The following is a 24,556-nucleotide window of genomic DNA, read 5'->3' on the forward strand; positions in this document are numbered from 1 at the left end:
AAATGATTAAGGTAGGAACAACATTTTGCCCGTATTGCGAGACACAACGTTCTGATTCAAACATGGATGGTCGTTGCCGTTTCTGTAACACTGAATTGGTAAACAAAGAAGTGGAGCTGCCCGACCTAGACAGCTCCACGATTGAAAAAGCTAAGCAATGGAAAGAGGATCATAAGCCTGTATGCTGTCAAGGAAATGGATCTAGTGAGCGCTAAGCCATTTCCAGACTTCGGGGTCGACCTGCCCACCTGTTGGATCTTTTTCGATCGGTGTAACAACCAGACCATCGCCCAAGTCCATGACTCGAGTAAGTCTTGGTACAATTTGATCGGAGCGTAGAGTTGTCGCCACGAAATATACAGACTCCAACGGCTTTATGAACGGACCTAGGTTTTCTATTGCCTCCCATAAGGCTGCATAGTCTTTACCTGGGTCGTTCAAATCATAAGAAATTAAGTAGATGCTCATTTTATCCCTCCCTTCTGACCTATAGGATTCGACAGAATGGGGGTATTTTCCTACAAGGAGTCGATCAGATGTCCATATGGAGTGAAGCACCACGTATTCAGGCACCGCCAACAGATCCAGCCGCGTTACCAGCCTATGTGAAGGATCTGGCTAATACAACGGCGAAAATGGCGAAGGATCTTGAGTTTATCCTTAACGGTAATATCGCTTTTGATAATATCAGGGCCGAGAGCATCGAGACTCAGAACCTGAAGGCTGGAGCTGTGACAGCCGAGAAGATTACTGTGGCCGAATTGTCAGCGATCAGCGCAAATTTAGGACATATTACAGCTGGGCTTATAGAGTCGATTAAAATCTATGGTTCGTATATCGCTACACGAAAGACAGGATACCCGAAGGCAGAGCTCAATGATAACGGAGACCTTGTAGCTGTTTGGACTGATGCAGAAAACTATGTAACTATAGAACCGGGGGTATCAGGAGAACCTACCGTTACCTTTCGTAAAAATGGTTCTCCTTCATTAATTCTTGGTCCGGCATTTGGGTTTACTGCGCTTCTTGCTACTTTAGATTTGCTTGTAGGGTCGCAATCAGGAAGTTTAAGTCTCAGATGTGGATCAGGGCCATTGGATAGTGTAAGCGTTCCTTCCTGGTCGAAGACTAGAAGTGTTGAAGAAGGTCAGAGCTTAGCTGTAGCATTATCGAGTAAAGCCACTTCTGGTGCATCTACAGGATCTGGTGGCGGAGCGAATGCTGGGATCCCTATCGGAACGAAGTTAGCGATAGAAGGTGGTGGTTACGTAGTTTGGAATGGTGTGCCTTCTCATTCACACACTCAAAATTAAATGGTATACTTGTTCCAAAATATAACATTGAGGTGCGAATAATGAAGAAAATCATAGTTTCCTTTCTAGCAGGCGCGTTGATGATGGTATCTGTTCAAGCATTCGGTTCGTCAGTCTCTCAGATCGGTAAGAAGATCCAGACAGAATATACGGTTACTATAGATGGTAAAAAGTTGACAGTTCCAGCCATTGCAGTAGACGGTCAGAGTTTTGCGCCGGTTAGAGCGTTCGGGAATGAAGCTGGATATGAAGTATCAGTAAATGGTAAAGATATCTTTTTGAATAAGGGGGATGATTCAATAGTGGGATCACAAGAACAGATTGTCACTCCAAGTGCGGCTCCTGTGGCTACTCCCCAGCCTTCTCTGACGGGTAACCAGAATAAGCTTGCAACATTACATTCAAAAATCCTTTATATCGCCGGAGATATTGGAGTAACTGAAGCGCAGCTCAAGGACGACCCCAACAATACTGAACTAAAAACGAAGCTGGAGAAGCTTAAATCTGAATATGCCGAACTACTAGCGCAGAAGGCAGCGATCGAACAGGAAGAACTAAATAATTAATCCGCAATGATAAGGGCTCTCTATGAGGGCTCTTTTTTATGCACAGAAAGGAGCTGAGACCATGGCGACAACTAGCCCATATACAACGGGCATCCGGAGTGCTTTAAACAATAAAGGCGTCGATAACTCACGGGTCGGCTATAAAGATGGATTCGTTACTGTTGACGGTAAGAACTTTTTAAAAGCTGACTTGAATAATAAAGGAACCACATACACCTCACAGGCTAACTTCGATAAAGCCATTGGTGGACTAAACTTGGGGAATCAGCCAACAGCTTCTCCAGTCTCACCAGCTTCAGTAAGTCCTATGGCGCAGGCAGCTGCGAACGTCACAGGAAAACAGGCAGTGTATACGCCGCCATCCAATCAAGCTGTAAAGACACTCGGGAAGATCGGGACCGGCATTGATCAATCAGCAGGGTTCCAGTTCACGACTCCAGAGGCTTTCAGCTATAATGCGGAATCAGATCCGGCTTACCAGTCTCAACTAGCCCTAGCTAAGCAGAATGCAGCCGACCAGCAGATCGATACGAATGCTATGTTGCGGGCTTCTGGTCAAGGTAAATCCAGCTACAGTGAGACGGTTGCCAATCAGATAGGTAATAAGGCGATGTCCACGTTATCAGATACCATAATTCCGCAGTTAATGCAGCAAGCATATCAGCGTTATACAGATGATGCTAATCGGAATCTACAGACACAACAGCTCAACTATGGAGTGTCTCAGGATCAGCTCTCGAATCTTTCTAGCTTGTACGGATTGCAGAATCAGGAGTATTTCCAGAACCCGCTTATCGAATCAGAGACGACTGGCAACTATCTTCCGGAAGAGGCCAAAGCAGCGATCAGTAATCTCATGGGACTGAAAGGGCAAGCAGAAACTAAAGGGGTGACCGCAGCTGAACGTGCCGACTACAGTCAACAGGCAGACGCAATCCGGTCGTACCTAGATTCGATTGGCATTGATTCCACCAAATACGGAGCCAATATCAGCGCAGCTCAGGCTTCACAAGTTACGCCTGGTATTCGTACATTACAGGGTCAACAGCTTGACCAGCAAAACGAACAACAGCAATGGGAGAATCGTTTCAACTATGGTCAGGCGACTGGTCAGTTTAGTAACGGTCAGAAGACGCTTCAAGCACAGCAGATGGATACGGCGAATAGCCAGTACGCGGAGCAGTTCGCTTATCAGAAAGCGCGTGATGCCATTACGGATCAACGTTGGAAAACAGAGTTTGATGAGAACGTACGCCAGTATGGACTTGGTTATGGATTACAACAACTCTCGCAGTCTAGTGATGATGCATACCGTCAGGCCCAGTTGGCGCTCTCGCAAGACGATAATGCCCGGCAGTGGCTCACATACGGGGATAATCAAACAGGCACGACATCAACGAAGTATGACGGACTTACAGCTAGTCAGGCGATTAGCAGCCTGAGAGATGCATTCACCGTGGAAGATGATAAAACGGGTACAAAATCCATCCCAACTGATACAGCCACCAAGGAGAAAATATATCAACAGGCAATGTCACTCGGCCTACCTGACGGACAGGACTCACAGGTTATGATCTCCCTTGGCCTGACTTCACAAGATATTGCCGCTTATGACAAGAAATACGGAGTCTCGGGAAACTGAGTAGCCCCGGTAGCGCCGGGGCATATTCCAACTACTACAAAGCTGATAAGGATTCCAAAGCGAATCCGAAGAACTATTCTACAGCAGTTTCAGTGGTATCCAAAGCTATTCAGTCGGGCGGGTATTCCAGCGATTGGCTCAAGCCGGTGCTGGAACTGGTCGCCCGTGAATCCTCCTTTAACCCTAATGCGAAGAATCCTAAGTCTTCAGCGGCGGGGTTATTTCAGTTCCTTGATGGCACCAGAAAAGATTACGGTGGCAGCAGTGTAGACTGGAGCGATCCATATCAGCAAGCGATTGCCGGATTGAAATACATTAAGAGCCGTTACGGTGATCCGGTCAAGGCGCTGCAATTCTGGGATAAAAATCAGTGGTATTGAGGTGGTATTTATGGCAACGCGATATGAACAATTTGTAGCTGGTCAGCGTAAAAGAGCAGAAGATATCAGGCAGCAGGCGCTTGCTGGTACGTTAAAGCCTGCTGTGTCCAGTTCTCCCCAAAGCCGTTCGGATCGTTTTCGCCAACGGCAGGCTGAACTTGCAGCCGAAGGTGATCCATTAGCACCTGTACGCAAGGAATTATTGGATACAACGCTAAGCAGCGTAGGGATTGGACAACAACCTATAGTCGATATGTCCCCCAAACCCGTGTCAACGCCAGTAGGTATTCAGCCTAAAATGGTAGATTTTAAACAGGATCAAGCGAATCAAAGAGCTGCAGCAGCGCAAACTCCTTCACCATTTGAAGGTAAAACACTTGCTCCAGTTACCGGAAATCTAAACAGTAGCATTCAATCTACGTTACAAGGGAAGCTTCCAGCGGCTTCTCTCTTGCAACAAACTGGTGGCGGACCTGCTAATGCTTCACAGCTACCCGGAGCAACTGAATATGATATCCGTGACAAAAGGATAGATGATACTAACATTCCAGAGGTGTTGAAACTACCTTCTCGTGCACTGAACAAACTGGCATTCGATACGCCACTTGGGCTAGCGGTCTCCCGATCATTGGCTGGAAACTCTGGTGCGACTCAAAGAGACTCAACAGGAAACAAAGTCGTGGATAAAATAACAGATTTGGTTAATGACTTTGTAACTCCAATGTTGACGCCTACAGGTGCCCCAGTTGGTACAGGGCCGAATGTAGGTACGTATGAAGTCGCAGGTAAAGCACTGAGTAAAGGAACAGGTCAAGCTGCCGTAAATAAGATTGCTCAGGGCATCAGCAAAATTGCACCTAAGGTTAGTCCAGATACCGCTCAGACCATTGCCAGACAAGGATTGACGGAGACGATAGCAGGACCGCTCCAAGGTGTCGGAATTGGCTTGGCGAACCAGCAGGATAGTAATGAACAAATCAGGGACAACGCGCTATACGGAGCAGCAGGTGGTGCTCTGCTTGGTTTTGGCGGTGCTGCTGCTGGCGCGGGTTTACGTAACCTATTCCGGGCAAACGGCATTCCTGAAAGTGAGGTTGCAGAACTGCTCGCGCTTCCAGAAGGTCGCGGTACTATTCGACAGAAGGCAGCTACTGAAAGATCCACACTTGCCGCTGGAACAGATCCGGTAGTGAGTCCTTACGCTTACGAGTTACCAGAGGCTTCAGCCGGTACAAGAGCAGCCGCTGACAATGTTGCTAATGGTCGTAACGGACTCAGAGAGATTGATCAGTCCATTCATGAGCTGCAAACAAGCTATGAACAAGCCGTCATTGATGAATATAAGCTGCTGAAAGAACAACTGAATACTCGGGGAGGTGTGGAGCAGGGGAACATTTATCGTAGTGCAGATGGAGAAGTGATTGGTCGAACTGGCCGACAATCCAATAACCCACGGTGGTATCAGGAGTTTTACGCGGCAAACGGAAAACGTCCTTCTAATAAAGAGCTCTATGCTCTAGCTCGTGAGCGCGTTGATAACGGATTTGTCGATGATGCAGGTCAATTACCAAGCTGGAAGGAACAGAATGGTTATGATGAGAAACTGGCAGGACTTACCCAGGCACGCCAAACACTAGCGGGAAGCGTTAAGGAGCTGGATCCAGCGCTGCGGGTGACGGATTCTCCACTCGTAGCTAATGAGCTGAAGGACCTCCGGCAAACAGGATCAAATCAAGTTAAGAAGCCGATAGAGGAGTCGGTTTTGCCTGTTTCAGAGCCAGAAGTGCAGTTGACAGCACGAGAACAGGAGATTAATAGTAAGCCGCTTAGTGCTTTGACTCAGGAAGATATTGATTATCTATTAGAACGTTCCAAGGAACGAGAATTTACTACTCCATCAGTAGAAGAATCATCTCAATCCGCTCGACCGAATGGCGCCTGGCAGCGATTGCTACAGGAGACAACTGAACAAACGCCAATTTCAAAATCTGATCCACTACAAATTAGTGAGCCAATACTACGACCTAACCAGTTTGAAGATAACTCAGGATTAGGTATTGCTGCTGGACAGCGAGTAAATCCGTATGACTCACTCAAAACGGATACGCGCTCCCAGTTAGTCAGTCGGCAGAAAAAGGAAACACCATCTATTACCGGATTAAGAGATCGTGCCTACACAGCGCTGGTGGATGATCTGCACGGCTTGAATAAACAAGACAAACTACTGGAGGAGATTATGGGTGAGAAACTACCATCCAATCAGCGTATACATGATCTCGGTCTGGCTTCTCGCGGTGCTGATGTAGTCTCCAAGCGAATCATTACTGATGGTCTGGTGGATTCTCAAGGACAAGTGGTAGGAGAGTCTTTGAAGAGTATTCTTGCTCCTATGAAGTCTTTAATGAAGAAAAACAAGCATATCTATGTGGATTTCGAGGATTACCTTCTCAACAAACACGCTGTCACTCGTTTCGATCGTGGAGAAAAAGTTTTTCGTGATGATCTAGGCTGGACACCAGAGTTCGGCACTCAGAAGGCAGCAGAGTATGAGGAGATGTTCCCAGAGTTTAAGAAAATGGCTGACGACTTATACGCCTTCCAGAATCAGATGGTGCAGTCTTGGCTTGTGGATACCGGTATGATCTCTCAGGATGTGGCCAACACCTGGTTCGAGGCGAATCCTTATTACGTGCCAAACAAACGTTACTTTAGTGAGCTGGAGAAGACAGGTAAGAGTAAAGGTGGTAAGTCAAAGCAAGGGTACGGTAACCAATCTGTACCCGTCAAAGGTTATCAGACAGGTGGATCTCAGCGCCCAATTATCAGCCCGATTGAAGCCATGATCGAGAATGTAGATGGCTTTGTAAAGTCGGCTAAACGCAATCAAGTCATGCAGCAGTATGTCCACAATATCGAACGCGCACCAGAAGATTTTGCTGATTGGGCTGAGGTGGTTAAACAGCCAGAAAATCCGGAGGACATTGCTAAGATCGCCCTAGAGGATGGAGGGCTTGAGGAAGTCTTGTTCCGCTTCAGCGCTGATTTTGACAAAGCTATGCAGCGAACTCAACTGGATAAGGATAATGTGGTCCGTGCCTTAATTGATGGTGAGCCAGTGCATGTCAAGATCAAGGATAAGCAGCTGCTCAGTGCCTTAACAGCATTAGGACCCGAACAGTCAGGTGTGGTGTTGCGGTGGATAGGGAAACTGACCAATACAATGAAGCTGCTGACCACGGGGAACAACCCTGTATTTTCTTTAACGCGAAATCTCTTTCGAGATATTCCGCAGGCCTACATTGCTTCCACTACATCGGATAATCCGATTGCATTTGCTTCCGATTTGATCAGCTCGGCGATAGACATCGGCTTGAGACGTGGAGCATATAAGGACTTCCTGAATGCCGGAGGCGGTCATGCTTCAGCGATAGCTGCAGATCGAGATTTGCTCCGTCAGAGCAAAAACGCTGTACTGCCGCAATCTGGTTTTACTCGAGCTCATCGGACGTTGCGGGATGGATATGAGAACTTTTTAAATGCTGTGGAAATTGCTCCACGGCTATCAGAATTTAAACGGATCCAAGCGCAGGGAGGAGATCTGCACGCCGCGCTGATGGCAGCGCAGGATTTGACAGTCAACTTTAAGCGGCGCGGGGCATTGTCAGGGGAAGTGGATAAAATCTTTCCTTATTTCAATGCGGCCATGCAAGGCTTGGATAAAACTGTACGAACCTACAAGGATAATCCGACTAAAGCTATCATGAAGTCGGTACTGGCTGTTACGTTGCCAACCCTAGCTTTGTATGCTTTAAACTATGATGATCCGGAATACAAAAAACTAAGTAATCGTACAAAAGATGCCTTCCTTATGATTCCAAGAGGTGACGGTACATTCATCAAGATTGCCAAGCCGCAGGAGCAGGGATCTATATTTTCTGATATTCCAGAAAGGCTCATGCGCCTGTTTGCCGAAGAGGACCCAGCGGCATTTCGAGATTTTGCCGATCGGATACGGACAACGTTCATACCGCCAGGAGTTCAAGGTATGACAGGTAAACGAGGGGTTATTGGTGGTTTGCTTGGCGATACGATTCTTGGGCCAGGTGTTGACGTTGTAGCCAATGAATCTTGGTCTGGTGCTTCAGTGGTTCCAGCTTACCTTGATAATCTTTCTCCGGGGCTTCAAGCAGATGCGAAAACGACGAACATCGCCCGGAAGATTGGTGAGTTGACTTATGGAACGCCGATAGAGCAGTCTCCTAAGAAGTTGGACTACCTTGCCCGACAATACTCCGGTTGGCTTGGTCAATTCGGTCAGCCACTGCTCTCTTCTGGCGGCGATGCGGGATATGCCCTAGAACAGCAAATGGTCGCTGATCCTGTCTTCAGTAATGACTTATCTTCAGAATTCTACCATTACAAGGACAAGCTGGATCAAGCTAATAACGACAGAGACCTGAAGGATCTGCCAGACTGGTATAACGATGGGCTCCGCAAAAAGCTAGCCAAGATAAGTAAACAGATGTCAGCGATCCGGGCAGATATGCGAGATGTCCAGGGTGACAAATCTCTCAGCAACAAGGCTAAGCGCGACGAACTACGTAAGCTGCAGCAGTCTATCAATGATATGGCTGAGCGAGGTAACGATCTGGCCAGAGATACAGTTCCATACTAACTCAGGCACGTCCTTCGGGGCGTGTCTTTTATATACCAGTAGATGCAGAGAGGGGGAGTGACAATGCCAGGAGGAGGTGGAGTCGTGGGAACAGAGGATAAGTTGGTAGAGATTCAAATTCAACTTGCGAGAATCGAGAAGACTCTTGAAGCCGTACCGACATTGACCAATACAATAGAGGCTACAAGGGATTTGGCGCGGGAAGCAATACAGTCAGCCAAATCAGCACATCACCGTTTGGATCGAATCGAAGACGGGCAGCGTTGGCTATGGCGCACTGTTGGTGCATCAGCTATCACTTTGGTCATTGGGGCGATAATCGCCGCTATTAAATTTACAGGGGGTTAATACATGAATCGCAAAATATCGCAAGCTGGTGTCGATCTTATAAAGTCTTTCGAGGGTTGTCGGTTGACGGCTTATAAGCCTGTGCCTACTGAAGAGTATTACACGATCGGTTGGGGTCACTATGGTAAAGACATCACTAAGGGGATGACTATCACGCAGGCCAAGGCTGACAGTATGCTGGTCACCGATTTGGCGAAATACGAGGCTTATGTAAATGATCCGGCGTATGTGCCGGTGACAGCTCAACTCAATCAAAATCAATTTGATACACTGACAAGTTTTTGTTATAACTGCGGTCCTGGTAATTTACGAACTCTGTGTAAAGGTCGCACGATCGCTCAGATTGCACAAAACATCACCAAGTATGATAAATCTAGCGGTACGGTTCTGGCGGGACTGGTGCGCCGGCGCAAGGCTGAGTTGGATCTATTCAATAAGACTGATGAAGCCCAAGAGGCTCCCAAGGAGGATGACACTTTGGAACTGACCAAATATCAATGGACAACGCTAAGTACTCAAGTCAAGGCACTCCTGGATGCGGGTACGATTAATGACTCGACTTGGTTAGATAAGATTGATAGTAAGACGCTAACGACATCTGAGCTTGCGTGGCTGACGTTTATCGTTTCCAAAAAGTAAGAGGAGGAATAATCATGCAAAATGAAGTTTTGAACAACGTACTTACATTTGCTACTTTGATTTCTGTATTTGTATTGGCTCTGGTGCAGCTCGTGAAGACTGCTATAAATGTTCCCAAGAACCTACTACCCTTTATAGGTTTGGTGATTGGATTGGTGATTGGTACAGTTGCATACCCGTTTACTGACCTTAATTTAACTCTACGGCTTTGGGGTGGTGGATTGGCGGGTCTCTCTGCAACTGGTTTATTTGAGCTTGCGTTTAGTAATAGAACTGGAACAACTAAAGAATAGCATTTACAGATTGTCCCAATCGTGATAATCTTTCATTACACAGTCGGAAGCATCGGCGAGTGTTGTCCGAAAGAATCGGCGAAAAGCCTTGTTAGCTTCAGCTATCAGGGCTTTTTTTTTAATTGTACCAAAGGAGGACTATACTTGGTCGACAAAATTAAGAAGGTGAGTAATCCGCTCACTATTATCGCGATATTTGCTGGACTTGCAGAGATTGCTGCCACTGTGGCACTGGGATTAATCGATCCGGAAATCCAGAGAATATTTATTTGGTTTGTAATGCTATTTCCTGCTCTGTTAGTTATCTCTTTTTTTCTGGTTCTGTGGTTCAAGCCTGAACACCTATATGCTCCAAGCGACTATATTGATGAAAATAACTTCATGAAAAATGTTGCTAAATTTCAGGTTGTCAAATACGTAAATGCTGCGATGGATAAACTAAGTGATGCTTCAATTCAACCTGAAGTTAAAAATGAACTTCTTTCGGATTTAAATAATGCCAAAGAGGCTGTTGATAACATGGATAATAAAGTTAATAGATTTAGCCAAAAACAAGTTGTGGATTACGTTCTGAAACGCAAACCAGTTTTAAAAATACTTGAATTACTTTATATACGTTCTGAACTCTCAGTTAAAGAGATCGCAGGAACTCTAGGTATTAGTTCTGCTACAGCAACTGGTCACATTAGCAGAATGGAAGGTCTCATGTTAGTAGCAATAACAAGAGAAGAAAGTATACTCAATGTTACTATAACCTCACGGGGTAAATATATACTGGATTCTATATCAAATGTTGAAATAAATGATCTGACTTCATAATTAAAGTCTCTGCTAATACAGAGGCTTTTTTTTTCTTGTTGAATAAAGAACATTTGTTCGCATATAATAATCCAATGGAGGTGATCAGATGGAACGCAAGAAACTTGAAGGTAATGGTTTGTGGGAGAGTAGCCGTATGATGTTACCAGAACATAAAGTACGGATCAATCAGGATGACAGAGAGCAACAACGAAGAGTGAAACCGGAGATTGATCCCCAGGAGTGGGAATTGATTGATCTAGCTTTGTATCATTCAATGGCAGATCATGCACCAGTTACCCTGACCATATTTGACACATATGTGGACCGTCAGGCTAAGGGCATTGTTATGAAAGTGGATAGACAGCTCAAGCGAATCAAGCTACGGTGGTCAGAGGATGACTGGGATTGGATCGATATGTCGGAAATTATTGCTGCCTCCTATTAGATGAAAAAACAGTATGATACAAAATGCCACCTTATTACAGCGAAAAGAATGGTTTGCCACCCTAAATGCCACCATAGAGTATTTTAGAAGGTGGGTTTTCTTTGGATATTCAAATAATCCCTTGCTATACAAGGCTTTATAAACATAAATTCGGGGCTCTCTTTCGAGAGCCCCTTTCATGGGAGAGGAGAAACCGGACGAAGAGCTTATGGGGAAACGTAAGCCTGCTCCGCGGTTGTCTACGACATTTGTGGTGTCGATAATTACATGATGTCCCTGGAAGTCCAATCTTATACATTAAGATGACTTATTTCTCTGAATAAGCTGTTTCGCCTTCTTATTTCATATCTAGACAAATTTTTTATTTCATCGCGCAAATGTGTTACGATAGGCGTGGACTTATGCCCTTTTGGGCATAACAAACAGAGATATAGAGCGGGTGAATAACAGTGAGAGTGGTATCGGGAAGTGCAAAAGGAAGGCCGCTGAAGAGTGTTCCAGGAAGTGGGACAAGGCCTACGACCGATAAGGTGAAGGAAGCTGTATTTAGCATGGTAGGCCCATATTTTGAAGGTGGAGCGGTGCTGGATTTATTCGCCGGTACTGGCGGTTTGGGGATCGAAGCCTTAAGCAGAGGGATGGAAAGCGGCGTATTTGTTGATATGGATCCTAAAAGTATCGACACGATCCGCGCCAATCTGAAGGCTACCAAGCTGGAAGAACAAGCGCAGGTGTACCGTAATGAAGCTGGAAGGGCGCTAGGTGCGCTGGAGAAGCGGGGAAAAGTTTTTGATTTGGTCTTTTTGGACCCTCCCTATCGCTTGAAGCACGGGGATGAACTTATGCTTATGATGGTCGAAAAAGGAATGCTGCAAGAGGACGCGATTATTGTTCTGGAGCATGAATCAAGTTATGCCTATCCTGAAGATATTCCAGGATTTTATAGGCTGCGTCAGGCCGTATACGGAGAAACGACAATTTCTATTTACCAGTATGAAGCTAATCCTACAGAGGAAAGTGAAGCTGGTGAGGAGGTAGAGAATGAGTCAGCAAATTAGAAAAGAACGTGTTGCCATTTATCCAGGTACCTTTGATCCCGTGACTATGGGACATATGGATATTATTCGGCGCGCATCCAAGCAATTCGACCGTTTGATTGTAACGGTGCTTAATAATTTGAGTAAAAACCCGCTGTTTACTGTAGATGAACGGACAGAGCTATTAAGACAGGCGACCGCTGATATTCCCAATGTGGAAATTGACAGCTTCCGTGATCTGTTAGTGAATTATGTTCGTCAAAAAGATGCTCAGGTCATAGTTCGGGGTATCCGTACCGTTACTGACTTTGAATATGAGCTGCAAAACGCATCGATCAACCATAGCCTGGATCCCGATGCGGAAACGATTTTTATGATGACTAATCCGAAATATTCCTACTTAAGTTCCAGTGTTGTTAAAGAGATCGCCCATTTCGGCGGGAATGTGACTGATTTTGTGACGCCTGAGGTTGAACAAGCGATGAAGCGTAAATTTAACCGAGTCGATGGCGAATAGTACTTACCAGATAAGTTCCAGCAGATAATCCCAACAGTATGATGAGCAGAAGTGCTTGCAGACTTAGCAGCTGTGGAAAAGAGCTCCATATGTCCGTAACATTCATGGTGCCGGTTGGAGTCGGGCGTGAGTCTGCAAGTGCTGGTAAAGCAGCTTTACGGATAGCCAGCAATGGTTTCCAGAGCAATATAGTTAACAGAAAAGCATAAAGTCCATGCATCAGACGAACCGTAGCGTAGGGTAGAAATCTGACTCTGGCTTGTTTGAGCATGGTCAGCACCTGTAGTTGCGCACATAGTCCGCTCCAGCCCAGTGCAGCAGACAGCAAAGCTATCCCGAGCATACTAGAGGGACCTGTTCCAATGCTTTCCAGCCCTTTGCTGATTGAGTCGGCGCCTAAATGAATTTCCAGTAGGCTTGCTGGCAGAGCAGCTGGCAATGCGGGAAGTACAGTAGTGATGATATTGATGACTACAGCGAACATAATCATGTAACCGCCCACGACCATCAGACTTTGCACGGCATTAGCTACGGACTCACCGAGAAGCTTGCCGAAGCTGCGACCGTCTTTTGCTCTGGCATCTGTTGCTGCAAGCTGAACACGACTATATAAAGAAGGACGTTTGGTGTTCGCAGAAATCTTATCAACTGGTTTCGTGTTCGCTGACCGTCCCTTTAACAGAGCATCGGTATAGCTGGCTAGAAGTCCAGAGATCCAATGGATGGCCAGCAGGAAATAACCTGCTGAATTACTGTGTAGAAAAGCTATGCCAATTACTATAAGCATGGTTACTGGGCTGGCGAAGTGTGTAAGTGCTGCAAGTCGAGCGGCTTCCTTGTCAGAGATGCTGTTCTGCTTGTGTAGCTGGATGACCCCTCCAGCTCCACCGGGGAATCCGGCTGTGATTCCGAGTGCCAAGGTCCAGCCGCTGGCACCGGGCAGACGAAAGACCTTTTTCATCAATGGCTCCAGAAGCACTCCAAAACCATGCACGAAACCCGAAGCGGTAAGCATCTCTGACAACATCAGGAAGGGGAGCAGGGCAGGGAATACGAGTGTCCACCAAAGCTTCAATCCTTGGAGTGAAGCCTCAAAGGAGCTCTCTGGTGAGATAATAATTGCAATGGCTATCAGGATTGCCATAATCCCGGGTATAAATGGTGTGGAGCGTGTAGCTAGTCGGCGTATTTGAATATTTTTCATTTCTCAGATCACCTCTTCATAACTTAAGGCATGGACGATGTGTTATCAATTTATGCAGAGTAGACAACCATCATGCCAAACCACTAGTCGAAGCGGTAATGAAGTTCAATCATTCATATCCTAAATGTGCCGCGGGAAAGAAGGGAAGAGCAGTGAAGCAACTGAAGCATCGGCCGGGTTTCCGCGCCACAGCTTATCTGTTTACGTTTGTAGTTATCGTGTATGTATTTGTCTTTATGAACACCCCGTACATCGTATATCAGCCAGGCAGTGCATCTGAAGTTGCCCCTATGATTAAGGTGGAGAATGCCGATCCGGCTGAAGAAGGAACGTTTATGATGACTACGGTGTCTGCTAGTTATGCTAATGTGGCCTTATTGGTCGCCTCTGCTTTTAATTCCAATTCAGAGGTTGTGCGAAAAGAAACCCGGCTAGGGGATAAGTCAGAAGACGAATATGCTGCGGAGCAGGTTTTTTATATGAATAGCTCACAGTCTTATTCTGTTCAGGCTGCTTATCATGCGGCGGGAATTCCATATGAGGATGTAGTGGATTATCTCTACGTCTTTTCGGTTCCTGTAGAAAGTAATAAAGGACAATTTCTGCCGGGTGATAAAATCATTAGCGTAGAGGGACAAAAAGTGCCCGATCCTGAAGCACTGTCTAAACTGCTCTCCACTAAAAAAATCGGAGATCAAGTCGCTGTTGTTTTGCAAAGAAATGGCAAGGAAGTTAAAGAACGAGTGACGCTGGTTGAAATAAAGGATAAAGAGGGCGCGGCCGTTCGACCTGGTTTTGGAGTCACTATTGCCGCCGTTCAAAAAGTAAAACCAAAAGAAGCAGGGAAAGCTGTCAGTTTTGTAGATACAAATGTTGGCGGACCTTCGGCAGGGCTAATGTTCACTATGGAAATTTACAATCGCCTTACTTTTGGTGATTTAACTAAAGGCCATAGGGTTGCAGGGACGGGTACGATTAACGCTGAGGGTGTGGTAGGTGCTATCGGTGGAGTGAAACACAAGATCGTGGCTGCGGACCGAGAAGGGGCGGAGATTTTTTTCGTGCCTGTTAAGAATTATGACGAAGCCAAAGCAAAAGCTGATAAAATCGGCACATCTATGAAGCTGGTGCCTGTATCTACGCTGGATGAGGCGCTGAAGTATATGGAGGAACTGCCGGTCAAACCATGACCGGAGGTTCCAAATAATCGCGGTACATATCAATTCTGCGGGGTTCCTTAAAAGCTCCCGCGAAAGCGGAAGCGGCTTGAAGATCTCGCTCAAGTTGCGGATGGGAACAAAGGGACGGGCGCATGACGATGGGCAACGTAGCTTTTTGTTTCATCTCTTTAAGCAGTGCTCGTCCGCTTTCTCTAAAACCAAGAATGCGAATATATCCGGGCCCCTCTGCTAGTATGGAAGGGGTCATTTCTTTTTTAGAATGATTTAACAGAACATGTAGCAGCAGCCGTTGGAGCCGTGTATGCGTGTAGCGCTTGCTCTTAAGGGTGTGAAGCAGGCCTGAAAGTGAGAATTGCTCCAACTCAGGTAAAAGCCGCAGTATCCGGTTCTCCAAGCCTTCATTCATATCGTGGATTGCTTGTAACTCGGCAGCGGTATGGGTAGACAGCAGATGGCGGAGCGGGATATTGAAGCTCTCTAAGCTCAGAGGACCCCTTCCGGCTGCATGCTCTCTTTCCAAAATGGACACGCTATAATCCGGCATATAAGCAGCAGGAGAGCCACCTTCTTGCAGCAGCTTGCGGATGGCCGTCGCACTTGCGATAGAAGAGTCGGCTTGTAATGGATCATGGAAGCCTGCTGCCGTGCGCGGAACGGTTAGTGGCATTATCTTGCTGTGCAGCCGCTGCAAGGCGATAAGATAATGCAGGCCAAGGCTGTTATTCGGCTGGCGTAGCAGCTCGCCTGCATCTCCGGGACTCTCCGTTTCCGGGAGAGTCCCTTCAAAGGCCACCGCCGCCGCTGCGCTGTAGGCGGCGGGAAAGCTTGCTCCGAGCGCCATGCGGCGGCGGATCTCGCTCTGAAGCTCGCTACTTTCCTCAGCCAGATATCTGGCCAGCGGGAGCAGCGAGCCCAAAGTGCCGGCTTCGGAGCCGAAGCACAAGCTGTCCACGACCCCGGTCGCTTCCAGCAGTGCAACTGCTCCGAACGCGAACCACTCGGCTGGCTGGACGGCATAGGCCACCGGCAGCTCAATGACGAGGTCGGCGCCCATATGCAGCGCCATCTCTGTCCGGGCCTGCTTGCTAACCGCCGCCGGCTCGCCGCGCTGGGTAAAGGGACCACTCATGACGACGATGGTGCGCTCTGCGCCGGAGAGTCTTTTGGCTTCCGTGAAGTGATGCACGTGTCCGTTATGTAAGGGATTGTATTCTGCGATGATTCCAACCGTTGTCACTGTGGCTTCCCTCCGATAAGTAAGGTATATTTATTGAGTTTAGTAGGGTAGATTTCTAGAGATACTGTTAGCACAAGCTGATCTTTTGATTTACACTAATAGTTATATCATAATTCACCGCATTTTCTGAAACAATATAAAGGGAAAATGGTTGACAAAGGTATAGAATACTAGGTATAATAAATTTTGTTTGTTTGGGAGTGATAAGTATGCAGATTCACTTTCGCAAATTAGCGAATGCCGACGAACCGTTACATATTCACGATGTTGTGGATGTCAGCGAGGTAGTCAAAGGGCGCAAGGATATTCTAACTGTTGCTCCGCTCTCAGTAGACCTTAAAGCGCTGCCCGCGGGAACCGATTGTGTGAACGTGGTGGGGAAACTGAGTGGAGATGTGGACATGTTATGTTCACGTTGTCTCACGGAGGTCAAAAGTGATTTGAACATTCCTTTTGCTGAGACTTTCAAGTGGCTTAAGCAGCCAGTTCTTCCAGATGATGACGAAGATGAGGATCTCATTTACGTCAAGGATGAGGTTGTGGATCTTATCCCGTATGTGGAAGAAAATTTCGTACTGCACTTACCGGATTCGGTATTGTGCAAGGCAGACTGTCTTGGTCTTTGTCAGAAATGCGGACAGAACTTGAACGAAGGCACCTGCAGTTGCGACAACACAGTGATCGATCCTCGACTCGCTGGGTTGAAAGACTTTTTCAAATGAAACATTACAACAAAACACATCCTGCTCTGAGGAGCAGGCTGACAGAAATATCACGAGGAGGTGGAACACATGGCAGTACCACAACGTAGAACGTCTAAAACACGCCGTGACAAACGTCGCACCCACTTTAAGTTGGTTGTGCCGGGCATGGTGAAATGTGAACAATGCGGAGAGTTGAAACTAGCTCACCACGTATGCAAAGTTTGCGGAACTTACAAAGCAAGAGAAATCATCAAACAATAGTTTCAGAATAAGTAGTACTTCACTTCGGTGAGGTACTATTTTTTTGCCTAAATATAATAAAGATAGGGTTTGCACCTGTACTTTATGTTCCGCTCAGAAGTCAATGCTTTATTTTTGGTGCGGCATGCTTTATACTACATATTAGTACCTGGTTCTAAATAATATTTATGATTGTTTGACCTAATATAACAGCGGCCATTCAAGAGGCCGGATGCTTTCTTTAAAATATAAGGAAGTATAAGTTATGCACCTATACTTTATGTCTTATATTTCTCGCTTAAACGCTTACCGTCCTTATTAGGACGCCGAAGGCGTTTACGCTTGGCATGTGCCAGGAGGTGAGCCGCTATCGAGCGGATGTCCAAGAAAGAACGTCAGCAACAGCTGCTACATATAATTGCAGGCAATCCTTTTGTGACTGATCGGGAGTTGACTCGTCAGCTGAAGGTGAGCATTCAGACGATTCGGTTAGACCGGATGGAGCTGGGAATACCAGAACTGCGTGAAAGAATGAAACAAATGGCAGAGCATTCCTATGATCAGGTGCGCTCTTTGCCTGCGGATGAAGTGATCGGAGAAATTGTGGATTTACAGCTCGATAAGAGCGGGATTTCGATCTTTGAAATTCGTGAGGATCATGTCTTTTCCAGAAATGGGATCGCCCGTGGCCACTACGTGTTTGCTCAAGCCAACTCGCTTGCGGTTGCTGTGATTAACGATGAAATTGCCTTGACTGCTTCAGCCGACATACGCTTTGTTCGTATGGTTCTGCTTGGTGAGAAGTGCATTGCTAAAGCTCAAGTCCGGTCACTTGCAGGCAGAGGTGGCAAAGCAGAGGTGGACGTATTCACCTATGTCGGAGAAGAATTGGTATTTCAAGGCCACTTTATAGTGTATCGTTCCGCTAATGAAGAGTATAGTGAAGGGGGGAACCGTAGTGCTGATCGCCATTGATGCCATGGGCGGGGACAACGCTCCTGAATGTAATGTCGAGGGGGCGTTGTCCGCGGCCGCGGAATGGAAAGATACGCAGATTGTGCTCGTAGGTGACGAAGCCAGACTAGAGCCGCTGCTGAAGGACAAGCCGTCCAACCTGAGTGTGCGGCATGCAGGAGATGTTATTGGTTCTGATGAAGAGCCGGTTAAGGCGGTTCGCCGCAAAAAAGATTCATCCATGGTTGTAGCTGGACGTATGGTGCGTGAGGGCGAAGCAGATGCTATGATTTCGTCAGGTAACACAGGGGCGCTTATGACTACAGGGTTACTCGTAGTGGGCCGTATGCAGGGGATTGAACGTCCTGCGCTGGCACCTATGATTCCGACACTTGATGATGTTGGCGTGCTTGCGCTTGACCTTGGTGCTAACATGGATGCGAAACCTGAACATCTGGTGCAATATGCGCTGATGGGCAGCATTTATCGGAATAAAGTGCACGGTATTGCTAAGCCGCGGGTTGGACTTCTAAATGTAGGAACGGAGCCTGGGAAAGGCAACGAGCTGACCAAAGAAGCCTATCCACTGCTGGAGAACTTGCCAGGCATTCATTTTATCGGTAATGTTGAGGCACGCGACGTACTGACAGGAAACTGCGATGTGCTTGTCTGCGATGGATTTGCTGGTAATATCCTATTGAAGTCGCTTGAGGGTACAGCAGGTGCATTGTTCTCTTTGCTGAAGGAGCAATTCAGTCGTTCTCTGAAAACTAAGCTTGGAGCGGCTATGCTGATGCCGGAGCTTAGAGCCCTGAAGGGCAAGATGGATTACAAAGAGCATGGTGGTGCACCGCTGCTTGGTCTTAGCGGATTGGTAGTTAAGGGGCACGGATCTTCAGACGGAAATGCGGTTAAAAATGCGGTAAGACAAGCGCGGATTGCTCTGCAAGCCGATCTTGTGCCAAGTATATCCAAGGAAATTAGCGGGAAGTGAGTGACGAAATGAAACAGTTGCGGCCGGTTGGGATTATCGGTACGGGTAAATATGTACCTGAGAAAATTTTAACAAACAGTGATCTAGAAAAAATAGTGGAGACTAACGATGAATGGATCGTCAGTCGGACAGGGATCCGTGAAAGACATATCGCTGCACCACATGAGGCAACTTCTGATTTAGCCTATGAAGCTGCACTTAAAGCTTTGGATTCTGCAGGCATGAAAGCTGAAGATCTGGATCTTATTATTATTGCAACGGTAACCCCTGATAGCTCCTTTCCTTCCACAGCCTGCATTTTGCAGGATAAACTTGGAGCTAAAGGTGCTGCGGCATTTGACTTGTCAGCAGCCTGCTCTGGTTTTGTATACAGCCTAGCTACTGCGGTTGGCTTTATTCAGAACGGAATGTACAATAATGCACTCATAATTGGTGCGGACACTTTATCCCGCATCACTGATTATACGGATCGTAACACCTGTGTACTGTTTGGCGATGGTGCAGGAGCAGTAATCATCGGTGAGGTTCCAGAGGGACGCGGTTTCCAATCCTTCGATCTGGGTGCTGAAGGTTCTGGAGGAAACTTGCTTAAGCTGGAAGCTGGGGGCTCGCGCTTGCCTGCATCTCAGCAGACGGTTGAAGACAAGAAACATTTCATCTATATGAATGGCCGTGAAGTGTTTAAGTTTGCCGTTCGTGTTATGGGCTCAGCTACAGAACGTGTGCTTACCAAAGCAGGATTAGGTAAAGAAGATATTGATTTGTTCGTGCCGCATCAAGCGAATATTCGTATCATTCAATCCGCTATGCAGCGGCTTGACCTGCCACCGGAGAAATGTGTAATCAATGTTGATAAATATGCTAATACATCAGCAGCTTCTATTCCTCTAGCTCTAGTGGAAGCGGCGGAAGAAGGACGCATGAAGGAAGGCGACACGGTTCTGATGGTTGGATTCGGCGGTGGCTTGACTTGGGGCGCGTCCGTATTGATCTGGTAATAGAGGAAGGAGTTCTTACTTATGAGTAAAATCGCATTTGTCTTTCCCGGTCAGGGTGCACAGGCAGTTGGAATGGGTAGAGATGTATATGAAGCTCTTCCGCACAGCCGCGCGGTATTCGAAAAAGGTGATGAGGTGCTCGGATTTTCACTGAGCCAGCTGATTTTTGAAGGACCTGACAGTGATTTGAAACAGACCGTAAATACGCAACCAGCTCTGCTAACAGCAAGTGTAGCTTATCTGGAAGCATTACGTGATCAAGGGATGAAGCCGGATTATGTAGCTGGTCATAGCCTAGGAGAATACAGCGCACTGGTTGCGGCAGGCGTATTGTCCTATGAAGATGCTGTAAGACTTGTGCGTTTACGCGGTCGTTTTATGGAGGAAGCTGTTCCAGGTGGACAGGGAGCTATGGCTGCAGTGCTTGGTGCGGAGCGGGATGCTCTGGCAGAATTATGCCGGAGCGTATCCGAGGAGAGCGGCGTGGTAGAACTGGCGAATGTGAACTGCCCGGGACAGATTGTTGTTTCTGGTTCACAAGCCGGGGTTAACGGTGTTGTGCAGCGTGTTAAGGAAGCAGGCGGAAAGCGGGCTATTCCGCTGGAAGTAAGTGGACCTTTTCACTCTTCGATGATGAAGGCTGCGGCAGACCGCTTGGCAGACGAGCTGAAGAGTGTTACTTTTAATGCTCCGGCTGTACCTGTTATTGTCAATGTTACCGCAGCACCTGTAACGGATCCTGAAGAAATCCGTGAACTGCTTGTCCGCCAGGTGTACTCCCCTGTGCTCTGGCAAGACAGTATTGAATGGCTGATTGCTGATGGTGTGGATACTTTTGTGGAAATTGGTTCTGGCAGTGTTCTGGCAGGTCTGATCCGCAAAATAGACAAAACGGTCAAAGTAATCAACATTAACACGCTAGAAAGTGTGCAAGCTGTCTTGTAAGATACGTTCAAACATTGTTTATCAATAGCAATATGATCGAAGGGGGAATAAATGATGTTCTCAGCATTGCGGGGTCAAACGGCCCTTGTAACTGGTGGCTCTCGCGGCATCGGCCGCAGTATTGCACTTGCTCTCGCGGAACATGGCGTGAAGGTGGCCGTGAACTATGCGGGCAGTGAAGCAGCCGCACAAGAGACCGTAGCTCGGATTGTCGAGCTTGGCTCGGAGGGTATTGCCCTTCGTGGCGATGTCGGCAATAGTGAACAGGCCGAGAACCTTGTCAAAGAGGTTCTGAATACCTGGGGACGTATTGACATTGTTGTCAATAATGCCGGCATTACCAGAGACAACCTGATTATGCGCATGAAAGAAGAAGAGTTCGATCAAGTGATCGAAACGAACCTAAAAGGGGTGTTTAACTGCCTAAAGGCAGCTACACGCCCTATGATGAAGCAACGCTACGGGCGAATTATCAATATTTCTTCCGTAGTAGGTGTAACAGGAAATCCTGGACAAGCTAATTACTCCGCAGCTAAGGCAGGTGTCATCGGTTTAACGAAGGCATCGGCTCGTGAGCTTTCCTCACGGGGGATCACGGTGAACTGTATCGCTCCTGGCTTCATTGATACAGATATGACGCGTGAGCTCTCTGAGGAAGTGCGCAGTGAGCTTGAGAAGGGCATTCCACTTGCTCGTCTGGGGCGCCCTGAAGAGATTGCTATGGCTGTAGTCTTCCTGGCCTCTGAAGGCGCTGCGTATATGACCGGCCAGACACTACACGTGGATGGCGGGATGTATATGTAACTCTCCGTCAAGGAGAAATTACACTGTTTTAATGCTGAAATGTGAGGGATAAAGAAAGCGTTTTTGACGCTCTATGGTATTTTGAACTCATATCTCGTATAATACCAAAAGAGGAGGTGAACCGGATGTCCGATGTATTAGAGCGTGTAAAACGCATTGTCATCGACCGCTTAGGTGCCGATGAAGCTGAGGTAACATTAGAAGCGTCTTTCAAAGATGATTTAGGTGCTGATTCTCTTGATGTAGTAGAATTGGTTATGGAATTGGAAGATGAATTCGATATGGAAATCTCTGATGAAGATGCAGAGACGATTACGACCGTGGGTGAAGTTGTGAAGTACATACAATCTCATACCTAGAGTCATATGATTGAGAGTCCCGTTCCTGCTAGGGCGGGACTTCTCCTCATTTATAGAGCATTAAAGAGGAATCAAAGGTTGCCTTGAGCAACTATATAAGGGATATAACAGAACCGCAGGATGGTTATTGATGCGGTTATCGCTGTTCATATAGTAGCAACAGAAAGTATATAAGTTCTGAATATAATGTATACAACCTATAGATGGGGTGATTGTGTTTGAGTCATAGAGTGGTTGTTACCGGGATGGGCGTAGTTACATCATTGGGCAAAGATTTGGAGACGTTCTGGGATAATCTTATGAGCGGCAAATCCGGTGTATCACAGGTTGAGACCTTTGATGTCAGTGAGTATACTACGCAAATAGCATCCTCTGTTAAAGATTTTGATCCAGAGGCACTTTTTGGTCGTAAGGAAGCCCGCAAAATGGACCGTTTTGTACAATTTGCAGTGGCTGCCGGTGAGGACGCGTTGCGAGATAGCGGACTTAAGATCGGTGAAGATATTGATGCCGAAAGAATAGGTGTATCTGTAGGATCAGGTATTGGTGGTCTTGGAACTTGGGAAGACAATCATAACTTGTTGCTTGAAAAAGGACCGAAGCGGGTTAGTCCGTTCTTCATTCCGATGATGATCGCTAACATGGGTTCTGGACAGTTGTCCATTAACCTTGGTGCAAAGGGTCCTAATACGACGACAGTAACTGCTTGTGCTACAGGAAGTCACTCCATTGGGGAATCCTTCCGCTTGATTCAACGTGGAGACGCAGATGCAATGATCTGCGGTGGTTCCGAAGCGACCATTCGTCCAACAGGTATGGCTGGTTTTTGTGCAATGAGAGCAATGTCCACTCGCAATGATGAGCCTGAGAAGGCAAGTCGTCCGTTTGATGTGGATCGCGATGGTTTTGTTATGGGTGAAGGCGCCGGGATTCTTATTCTGGAATCACTCGAACATGCTGAGAAACGCGGAGCGAAGATCTATGCTGAGGTTATCGGTTATGGTCTAAGCGCAGATGCTCATCATATGACTGAGCCTGATCCAGATGGTGCAGCTCGCTGCATGAAGATGGCAATCCGGGATGCTGGTATCTCTCCTGAAGATATTGATTATATCAATGCTCATGGTACTTCAACGCCTGTAGGAGATAGATCAGAAACTGCTGCTGTTAAAAAAGCATTGGGTGATCATGCATATAAAGTGGCAATCAGTTCAACGAAATCCATGACAGGTCACCTTCTGGGTGCGGCTGGTGGAGTAGAAGCTATTATTTGTGGCCTTTCCTTGCAAAAAGGGATGATTGCGCCAACGATTAATTTGGACAACCAAGACCCGGAATGTGATCTGGATTATGTACCAAATGTGCCACGTAAAGCTGATCTTGATATTGTAATGTCGAATTCGTTCGGCTTCGGGGGACATAACGCAACAGTTATTCTAAAAAAATATAATTAGTAAGGGGACAGTGCGGTGAAAGGAGAACTGAAGCAGTTACAACAGCAACTTCAAATCCAATTTCACGATTCTGTGCTTCTGAAGCAGGCCTTTACCCATGCATCCTATGTGAATGAACACCGTTTCAATCAGCATCAGGACAATGAGCGTCTCGAATTTCTTGGGGATGCAGTTCTGGAGTTAACGGTTTCTGAATATTTGTACAATCTATTGCCAGACCGACCTGAGGGAGAGTTGACCAAGCTGCGGGCCGCTATTGTATGCGAGCCTTCACTGGTCAAATTTGCGGAGAGTTTAGGTTTTGGCCGTTATGTACTGTTGGGCAAAGGGGAAGAACTTACGGGCGGACGTACTCGCCCGGCCCTGCTGGCTGATGTATTCGAATCCTTCGTGGGAGCGCTTTATCTCGACCAAGGACTGGAAACGGTGCGAAGTTTTCTTGATAATCACGTATTTCCTCTGGTGGAGACGGATGGGAAATTGCAAATGCAGATGACCGATTATAAGACGGAACTGCAAGAGCTAATTCAGCAGCACAATATGGGTACATTGGAATATCGAATTATAGAAGAACGGGGACCCGCACATGAGCGTGAATTCGTCTCAGAGGTGTATATGGCTAACCGTTCACTTGGTAAAGGAAGCGGCCGGTCCAAGAAGGAAGCAGAGCAGCAGGCAGCGGCAGCTGCACTCTTGCATCTGAAAGAGGACGGTGCCTGAGTTTTGCATCAAGGGGACAAGCGGAGGAGAGCAGCAAAGGTCTGAATACCGGCGTTTAGGCGGAGCTCAGACCGTTGCTGCTCTTTTTCGACAATATAAGAACTTA

At 46.9% G+C, this 24,556-nt stretch carries 27 protein-coding genes; 24 read left to right on the plus strand and 3 right to left on the minus strand.

Annotated features, from left to right (window positions below):
* Positions 1–2: 2 nt before the first annotated feature.
* Positions 3–215 carry a hypothetical protein gene (locus NYE72_RS13520; protein WP_339211905.1) on the plus strand — a complete coding sequence of 71 codons (213 nt, stop codon included), beginning with the start codon at positions 3–5 and terminating at the stop codon, positions 213–215.
* On the opposite strand, the gene NYE72_RS13525 is transcribed toward NYE72_RS13520, so the two are convergent.
* Positions 202–468 carry a hypothetical protein gene (locus tag NYE72_RS13525; RefSeq protein WP_339211906.1) on the minus strand — a complete coding sequence of 89 codons (267 nt, stop codon included), beginning with the start codon at positions 466–468 and terminating at the stop codon, positions 202–204. The two genes, NYE72_RS13520 and NYE72_RS13525, sit on opposite strands and share 14 nt — an antisense overlap.
* Before the next feature lie 68 nt (positions 469–536).
* Between NYE72_RS13525 and NYE72_RS13530 the strand changes: the two genes are divergently transcribed.
* From NYE72_RS13530 to coaD, 12 genes are all read left to right on the plus strand, one after another.
* The gene (locus NYE72_RS13530) at positions 537–1,313 is read left to right on the plus strand and encodes a hypothetical protein (protein WP_339211907.1); all 777 of its coding nucleotides are present in this window, start codon (positions 537–539) and stop codon (positions 1,311–1,313) included.
* Between the two features lie 41 nt (positions 1,314–1,354).
* Positions 1,355–1,879 (plus strand): hypothetical protein, encoded by a 525-nt coding sequence (locus NYE72_RS13535; protein ID WP_339211908.1) that lies wholly within the window; start codon positions 1,355–1,357, stop codon positions 1,877–1,879.
* 61 nt (positions 1,880–1,940) lie between these two features.
* Positions 1,941–3,521, plus strand: coding sequence for a hypothetical protein (locus NYE72_RS13540; RefSeq protein ID WP_339211909.1), 1,581 nt, complete (start codon positions 1,941–1,943; stop codon positions 3,519–3,521).
* A gap of 92 nt (positions 3,522–3,613) precedes the next feature.
* Positions 3,614–3,901 carry a transglycosylase SLT domain-containing protein gene (locus NYE72_RS13545; protein WP_339211911.1) on the plus strand — a complete coding sequence of 96 codons (288 nt, stop codon included), beginning with the start codon at positions 3,614–3,616 and terminating at the stop codon, positions 3,899–3,901.
* A gap of 10 nt (positions 3,902–3,911) precedes the next feature.
* The gene (locus NYE72_RS13550; protein WP_339211912.1) at positions 3,912–8,576 is read left to right on the plus strand and encodes an LPD38 domain-containing protein; all 4,665 of its coding nucleotides are present in this window, start codon (positions 3,912–3,914) and stop codon (positions 8,574–8,576) included.
* Positions 8,577–8,639: 63 nt separating this feature from the next.
* Positions 8,640–8,924 carry a hemolysin XhlA family protein gene (locus tag NYE72_RS13555; RefSeq protein WP_076275754.1) on the plus strand — a complete coding sequence of 95 codons (285 nt, stop codon included), beginning with the start codon at positions 8,640–8,642 and terminating at the stop codon, positions 8,922–8,924.
* A 3-nt stretch (positions 8,925–8,927) separates the two neighbouring features.
* Positions 8,928–9,563 carry a lysozyme gene (locus NYE72_RS13560; protein ID WP_339211914.1) on the plus strand — a complete coding sequence of 212 codons (636 nt, stop codon included), beginning with the start codon at positions 8,928–8,930 and terminating at the stop codon, positions 9,561–9,563.
* A 14-nt stretch (positions 9,564–9,577) separates the two neighbouring features.
* Positions 9,578–9,856 carry a holin gene (locus NYE72_RS13565; protein WP_339211915.1) on the plus strand — a complete coding sequence of 93 codons (279 nt, stop codon included), beginning with the start codon at positions 9,578–9,580 and terminating at the stop codon, positions 9,854–9,856.
* Between the two features lie 144 nt (positions 9,857–10,000).
* Positions 10,001–10,675: a hypothetical protein gene (locus NYE72_RS13570; protein WP_339211916.1), complete on the plus strand. Its 675-nt coding sequence runs from the start codon at positions 10,001–10,003 to the stop codon at positions 10,673–10,675.
* An 88-nt stretch (positions 10,676–10,763) separates the two neighbouring features.
* A complete protein-coding gene (locus tag NYE72_RS13575) occupies positions 10,764–11,102 on the plus strand; it encodes a YolD-like family protein (RefSeq protein ID WP_339211918.1) in 339 nt (112 codons plus the stop codon).
* 449 nt (positions 11,103–11,551) lie between these two features.
* Positions 11,552–12,160, plus strand: a complete 609-nt coding sequence (gene rsmD / locus NYE72_RS13580) for a 16S rRNA (guanine(966)-N(2))-methyltransferase RsmD (protein ID WP_036686473.1) — start codon at positions 11,552–11,554, stop codon at positions 12,158–12,160.
* The gene (gene coaD / locus NYE72_RS13585) at positions 12,144–12,656 is read left to right on the plus strand and encodes a pantetheine-phosphate adenylyltransferase (protein WP_036686476.1); all 513 of its coding nucleotides are present in this window, start codon (positions 12,144–12,146) and stop codon (positions 12,654–12,656) included. The genes rsmD and coaD overlap by 17 nt, the downstream gene beginning before the upstream one ends.
* Here the strand turns inward: coaD and NYE72_RS13590 are convergent.
* A complete protein-coding gene (locus tag NYE72_RS13590) occupies positions 12,634–13,860 on the minus strand; it encodes a nucleoside recognition domain-containing protein (RefSeq protein WP_339211920.1) in 1,227 nt (408 codons plus the stop codon). The genes coaD and NYE72_RS13590 overlap by 23 nt on opposite strands.
* A 152-nt stretch (positions 13,861–14,012) precedes the next feature.
* Between NYE72_RS13590 and NYE72_RS13595 the strand changes: the two genes are divergently transcribed.
* On the plus strand, positions 14,013–15,050 hold the full coding sequence (locus NYE72_RS13595; RefSeq protein ID WP_339211921.1) for a SepM family pheromone-processing serine protease: 1,038 nt from the start codon (positions 14,013–14,015) through the stop codon (positions 15,048–15,050).
* Here NYE72_RS13595 and NYE72_RS13600 read toward each other — a convergent pair.
* The gene (locus NYE72_RS13600; RefSeq protein ID WP_076273825.1) at positions 15,040–16,278 is read right to left on the minus strand and encodes a nucleotidyltransferase; all 1,239 of its coding nucleotides are present in this window, start codon (positions 16,276–16,278) and stop codon (positions 15,040–15,042) included. The genes NYE72_RS13595 and NYE72_RS13600 overlap by 11 nt on opposite strands.
* Before the next feature lie 209 nt (positions 16,279–16,487).
* Here NYE72_RS13600 and NYE72_RS13605 point away from each other — a divergent pair, with 209 nt between their 5' ends.
* The 10 genes from NYE72_RS13605 to rnc all read left to right on the plus strand — a co-directional run bounded on the left by NYE72_RS13605 (position 16,488) and on the right by rnc (position 24,450).
* Positions 16,488–17,000: a DUF177 domain-containing protein gene (locus NYE72_RS13605; RefSeq protein ID WP_036686482.1), complete on the plus strand. Its 513-nt coding sequence runs from the start codon at positions 16,488–16,490 to the stop codon at positions 16,998–17,000.
* A gap of 69 nt (positions 17,001–17,069) precedes the next feature.
* Positions 17,070–17,243 (plus strand): 50S ribosomal protein L32, encoded by a 174-nt coding sequence (rpmF, locus tag NYE72_RS13610; RefSeq protein WP_019911234.1) that lies wholly within the window; start codon positions 17,070–17,072, stop codon positions 17,241–17,243.
* A 357-nt stretch (positions 17,244–17,600) separates the two neighbouring features.
* A complete protein-coding gene (gene fapR, locus NYE72_RS13615; protein WP_339211922.1) occupies positions 17,601–18,197 on the plus strand; it encodes a transcription factor FapR in 597 nt (198 codons plus the stop codon).
* Positions 18,181–19,170, plus strand: a complete 990-nt coding sequence (gene plsX, locus NYE72_RS13620; protein WP_038570599.1) for a phosphate acyltransferase PlsX — start codon at positions 18,181–18,183, stop codon at positions 19,168–19,170. Before fapR ends, plsX begins: the two co-directional genes overlap by 17 nt.
* Before the next feature lie 8 nt (positions 19,171–19,178).
* A complete protein-coding gene (locus NYE72_RS13625) occupies positions 19,179–20,168 on the plus strand; it encodes a beta-ketoacyl-ACP synthase III (protein ID WP_139329841.1) in 990 nt (329 codons plus the stop codon).
* A 21-nt stretch (positions 20,169–20,189) separates the two neighbouring features.
* Complete coding sequence (gene fabD / locus NYE72_RS13630) at positions 20,190–21,113, plus strand: ACP S-malonyltransferase (protein ID WP_036686490.1); 924 nt, start codon at positions 20,190–20,192, stop codon at positions 21,111–21,113.
* Positions 21,114–21,167: 54 nt separating this feature from the next.
* Positions 21,168–21,917 carry a 3-oxoacyl-[acyl-carrier-protein] reductase gene (gene fabG, locus NYE72_RS13635; RefSeq protein ID WP_036686492.1) on the plus strand — a complete coding sequence of 250 codons (750 nt, stop codon included), beginning with the start codon at positions 21,168–21,170 and terminating at the stop codon, positions 21,915–21,917.
* Between the two features lie 125 nt (positions 21,918–22,042).
* On the plus strand, positions 22,043–22,276 hold the full coding sequence (locus NYE72_RS13640; RefSeq protein ID WP_036686493.1) for an acyl carrier protein: 234 nt from the start codon (positions 22,043–22,045) through the stop codon (positions 22,274–22,276).
* Between the two features lie 218 nt (positions 22,277–22,494).
* Entirely contained in the window at positions 22,495–23,730 is a 1,236-nt protein-coding gene (gene fabF, locus NYE72_RS13645; RefSeq protein ID WP_076101782.1) for a beta-ketoacyl-ACP synthase II, read from the plus strand.
* Positions 23,731–23,745: 15 nt separating this feature from the next.
* A complete protein-coding gene (gene rnc / locus NYE72_RS13650) occupies positions 23,746–24,450 on the plus strand; it encodes a ribonuclease III (RefSeq protein ID WP_038570606.1) in 705 nt (234 codons plus the stop codon).
* Positions 24,451–24,556 lie beyond the last annotated feature (106 nt).

It is taken from the genome of Paenibacillus sp. FSL L8-0333, assembly GCF_037965665.1.
In the GTDB taxonomy this organism is placed as follows: Bacteria; Bacillota; Bacilli; order Paenibacillales; family Paenibacillaceae; genus Paenibacillus_AQ; species Paenibacillus_AQ odorifer.

Excerpts from the sequence above, each read along its gene's own strand:
- NYE72_RS13575 (WP_339211918.1), top strand. The coding sequence starts at position 10,764 with ATGGAACGCAAGAAACTTGAAGGTAATGGTTTGTGGGAGAGTAGCCGT.
- NYE72_RS13625 (WP_139329841.1), top strand. The coding sequence starts at position 19,179 with ATGAAACAGTTGCGGCCGGTTGGGATTATCGGTACGGGTAAATATGTA.
- NYE72_RS13560 (WP_339211914.1), top strand. The coding sequence starts at position 8,928 with ATGAATCGCAAAATATCGCAAGCTGGTGTCGATCTTATAAAGTCTTTC.
- NYE72_RS13555 (WP_076275754.1), top strand. The coding sequence starts at position 8,640 with ATGCCAGGAGGAGGTGGAGTCGTGGGAACAGAGGATAAGTTGGTAGAG.
- fapR (WP_339211922.1), top strand. The coding sequence starts at position 17,601 with ATGTCCAAGAAAGAACGTCAGCAACAGCTGCTACATATAATTGCAGGC.
- NYE72_RS13550 (WP_339211912.1), top strand. The coding sequence starts at position 3,912 with ATGGCAACGCGATATGAACAATTTGTAGCTGGTCAGCGTAAAAGAGCA.
- NYE72_RS13640 (WP_036686493.1), top strand. The coding sequence starts at position 22,043 with ATGTCCGATGTATTAGAGCGTGTAAAACGCATTGTCATCGACCGCTTA.
- NYE72_RS13605 (WP_036686482.1), top strand. The coding sequence starts at position 16,488 with ATGCAGATTCACTTTCGCAAATTAGCGAATGCCGACGAACCGTTACAT.
- fabG (WP_036686492.1), top strand. The coding sequence starts at position 21,168 with ATGTTCTCAGCATTGCGGGGTCAAACGGCCCTTGTAACTGGTGGCTCT.
- NYE72_RS13540 (WP_339211909.1), top strand. The coding sequence starts at position 1,941 with ATGGCGACAACTAGCCCATATACAACGGGCATCCGGAGTGCTTTAAAC.
- fabD (WP_036686490.1), top strand. The coding sequence starts at position 20,190 with ATGAGTAAAATCGCATTTGTCTTTCCCGGTCAGGGTGCACAGGCAGTT.
- NYE72_RS13590 (WP_339211920.1), bottom strand. The coding sequence starts at position 13,860 with ATGAAAAATATTCAAATACGCCGACTAGCTACACGCTCCACACCATTT.
- coaD (WP_036686476.1), top strand. The coding sequence starts at position 12,144 with ATGAGTCAGCAAATTAGAAAAGAACGTGTTGCCATTTATCCAGGTACC.
- NYE72_RS13565 (WP_339211915.1), top strand. The coding sequence starts at position 9,578 with ATGCAAAATGAAGTTTTGAACAACGTACTTACATTTGCTACTTTGATT.
- NYE72_RS13520 (WP_339211905.1), top strand. The coding sequence starts at position 3 with ATGATTAAGGTAGGAACAACATTTTGCCCGTATTGCGAGACACAACGT.
- rpmF (WP_019911234.1), top strand. The coding sequence starts at position 17,070 with ATGGCAGTACCACAACGTAGAACGTCTAAAACACGCCGTGACAAACGT.
- NYE72_RS13530 (WP_339211907.1), top strand. The coding sequence starts at position 537 with ATGTCCATATGGAGTGAAGCACCACGTATTCAGGCACCGCCAACAGAT.
- NYE72_RS13525 (WP_339211906.1), bottom strand. The coding sequence starts at position 468 with ATGAGCATCTACTTAATTTCTTATGATTTGAACGACCCAGGTAAAGAC.
- NYE72_RS13535 (WP_339211908.1), top strand. The coding sequence starts at position 1,355 with ATGAAGAAAATCATAGTTTCCTTTCTAGCAGGCGCGTTGATGATGGTA.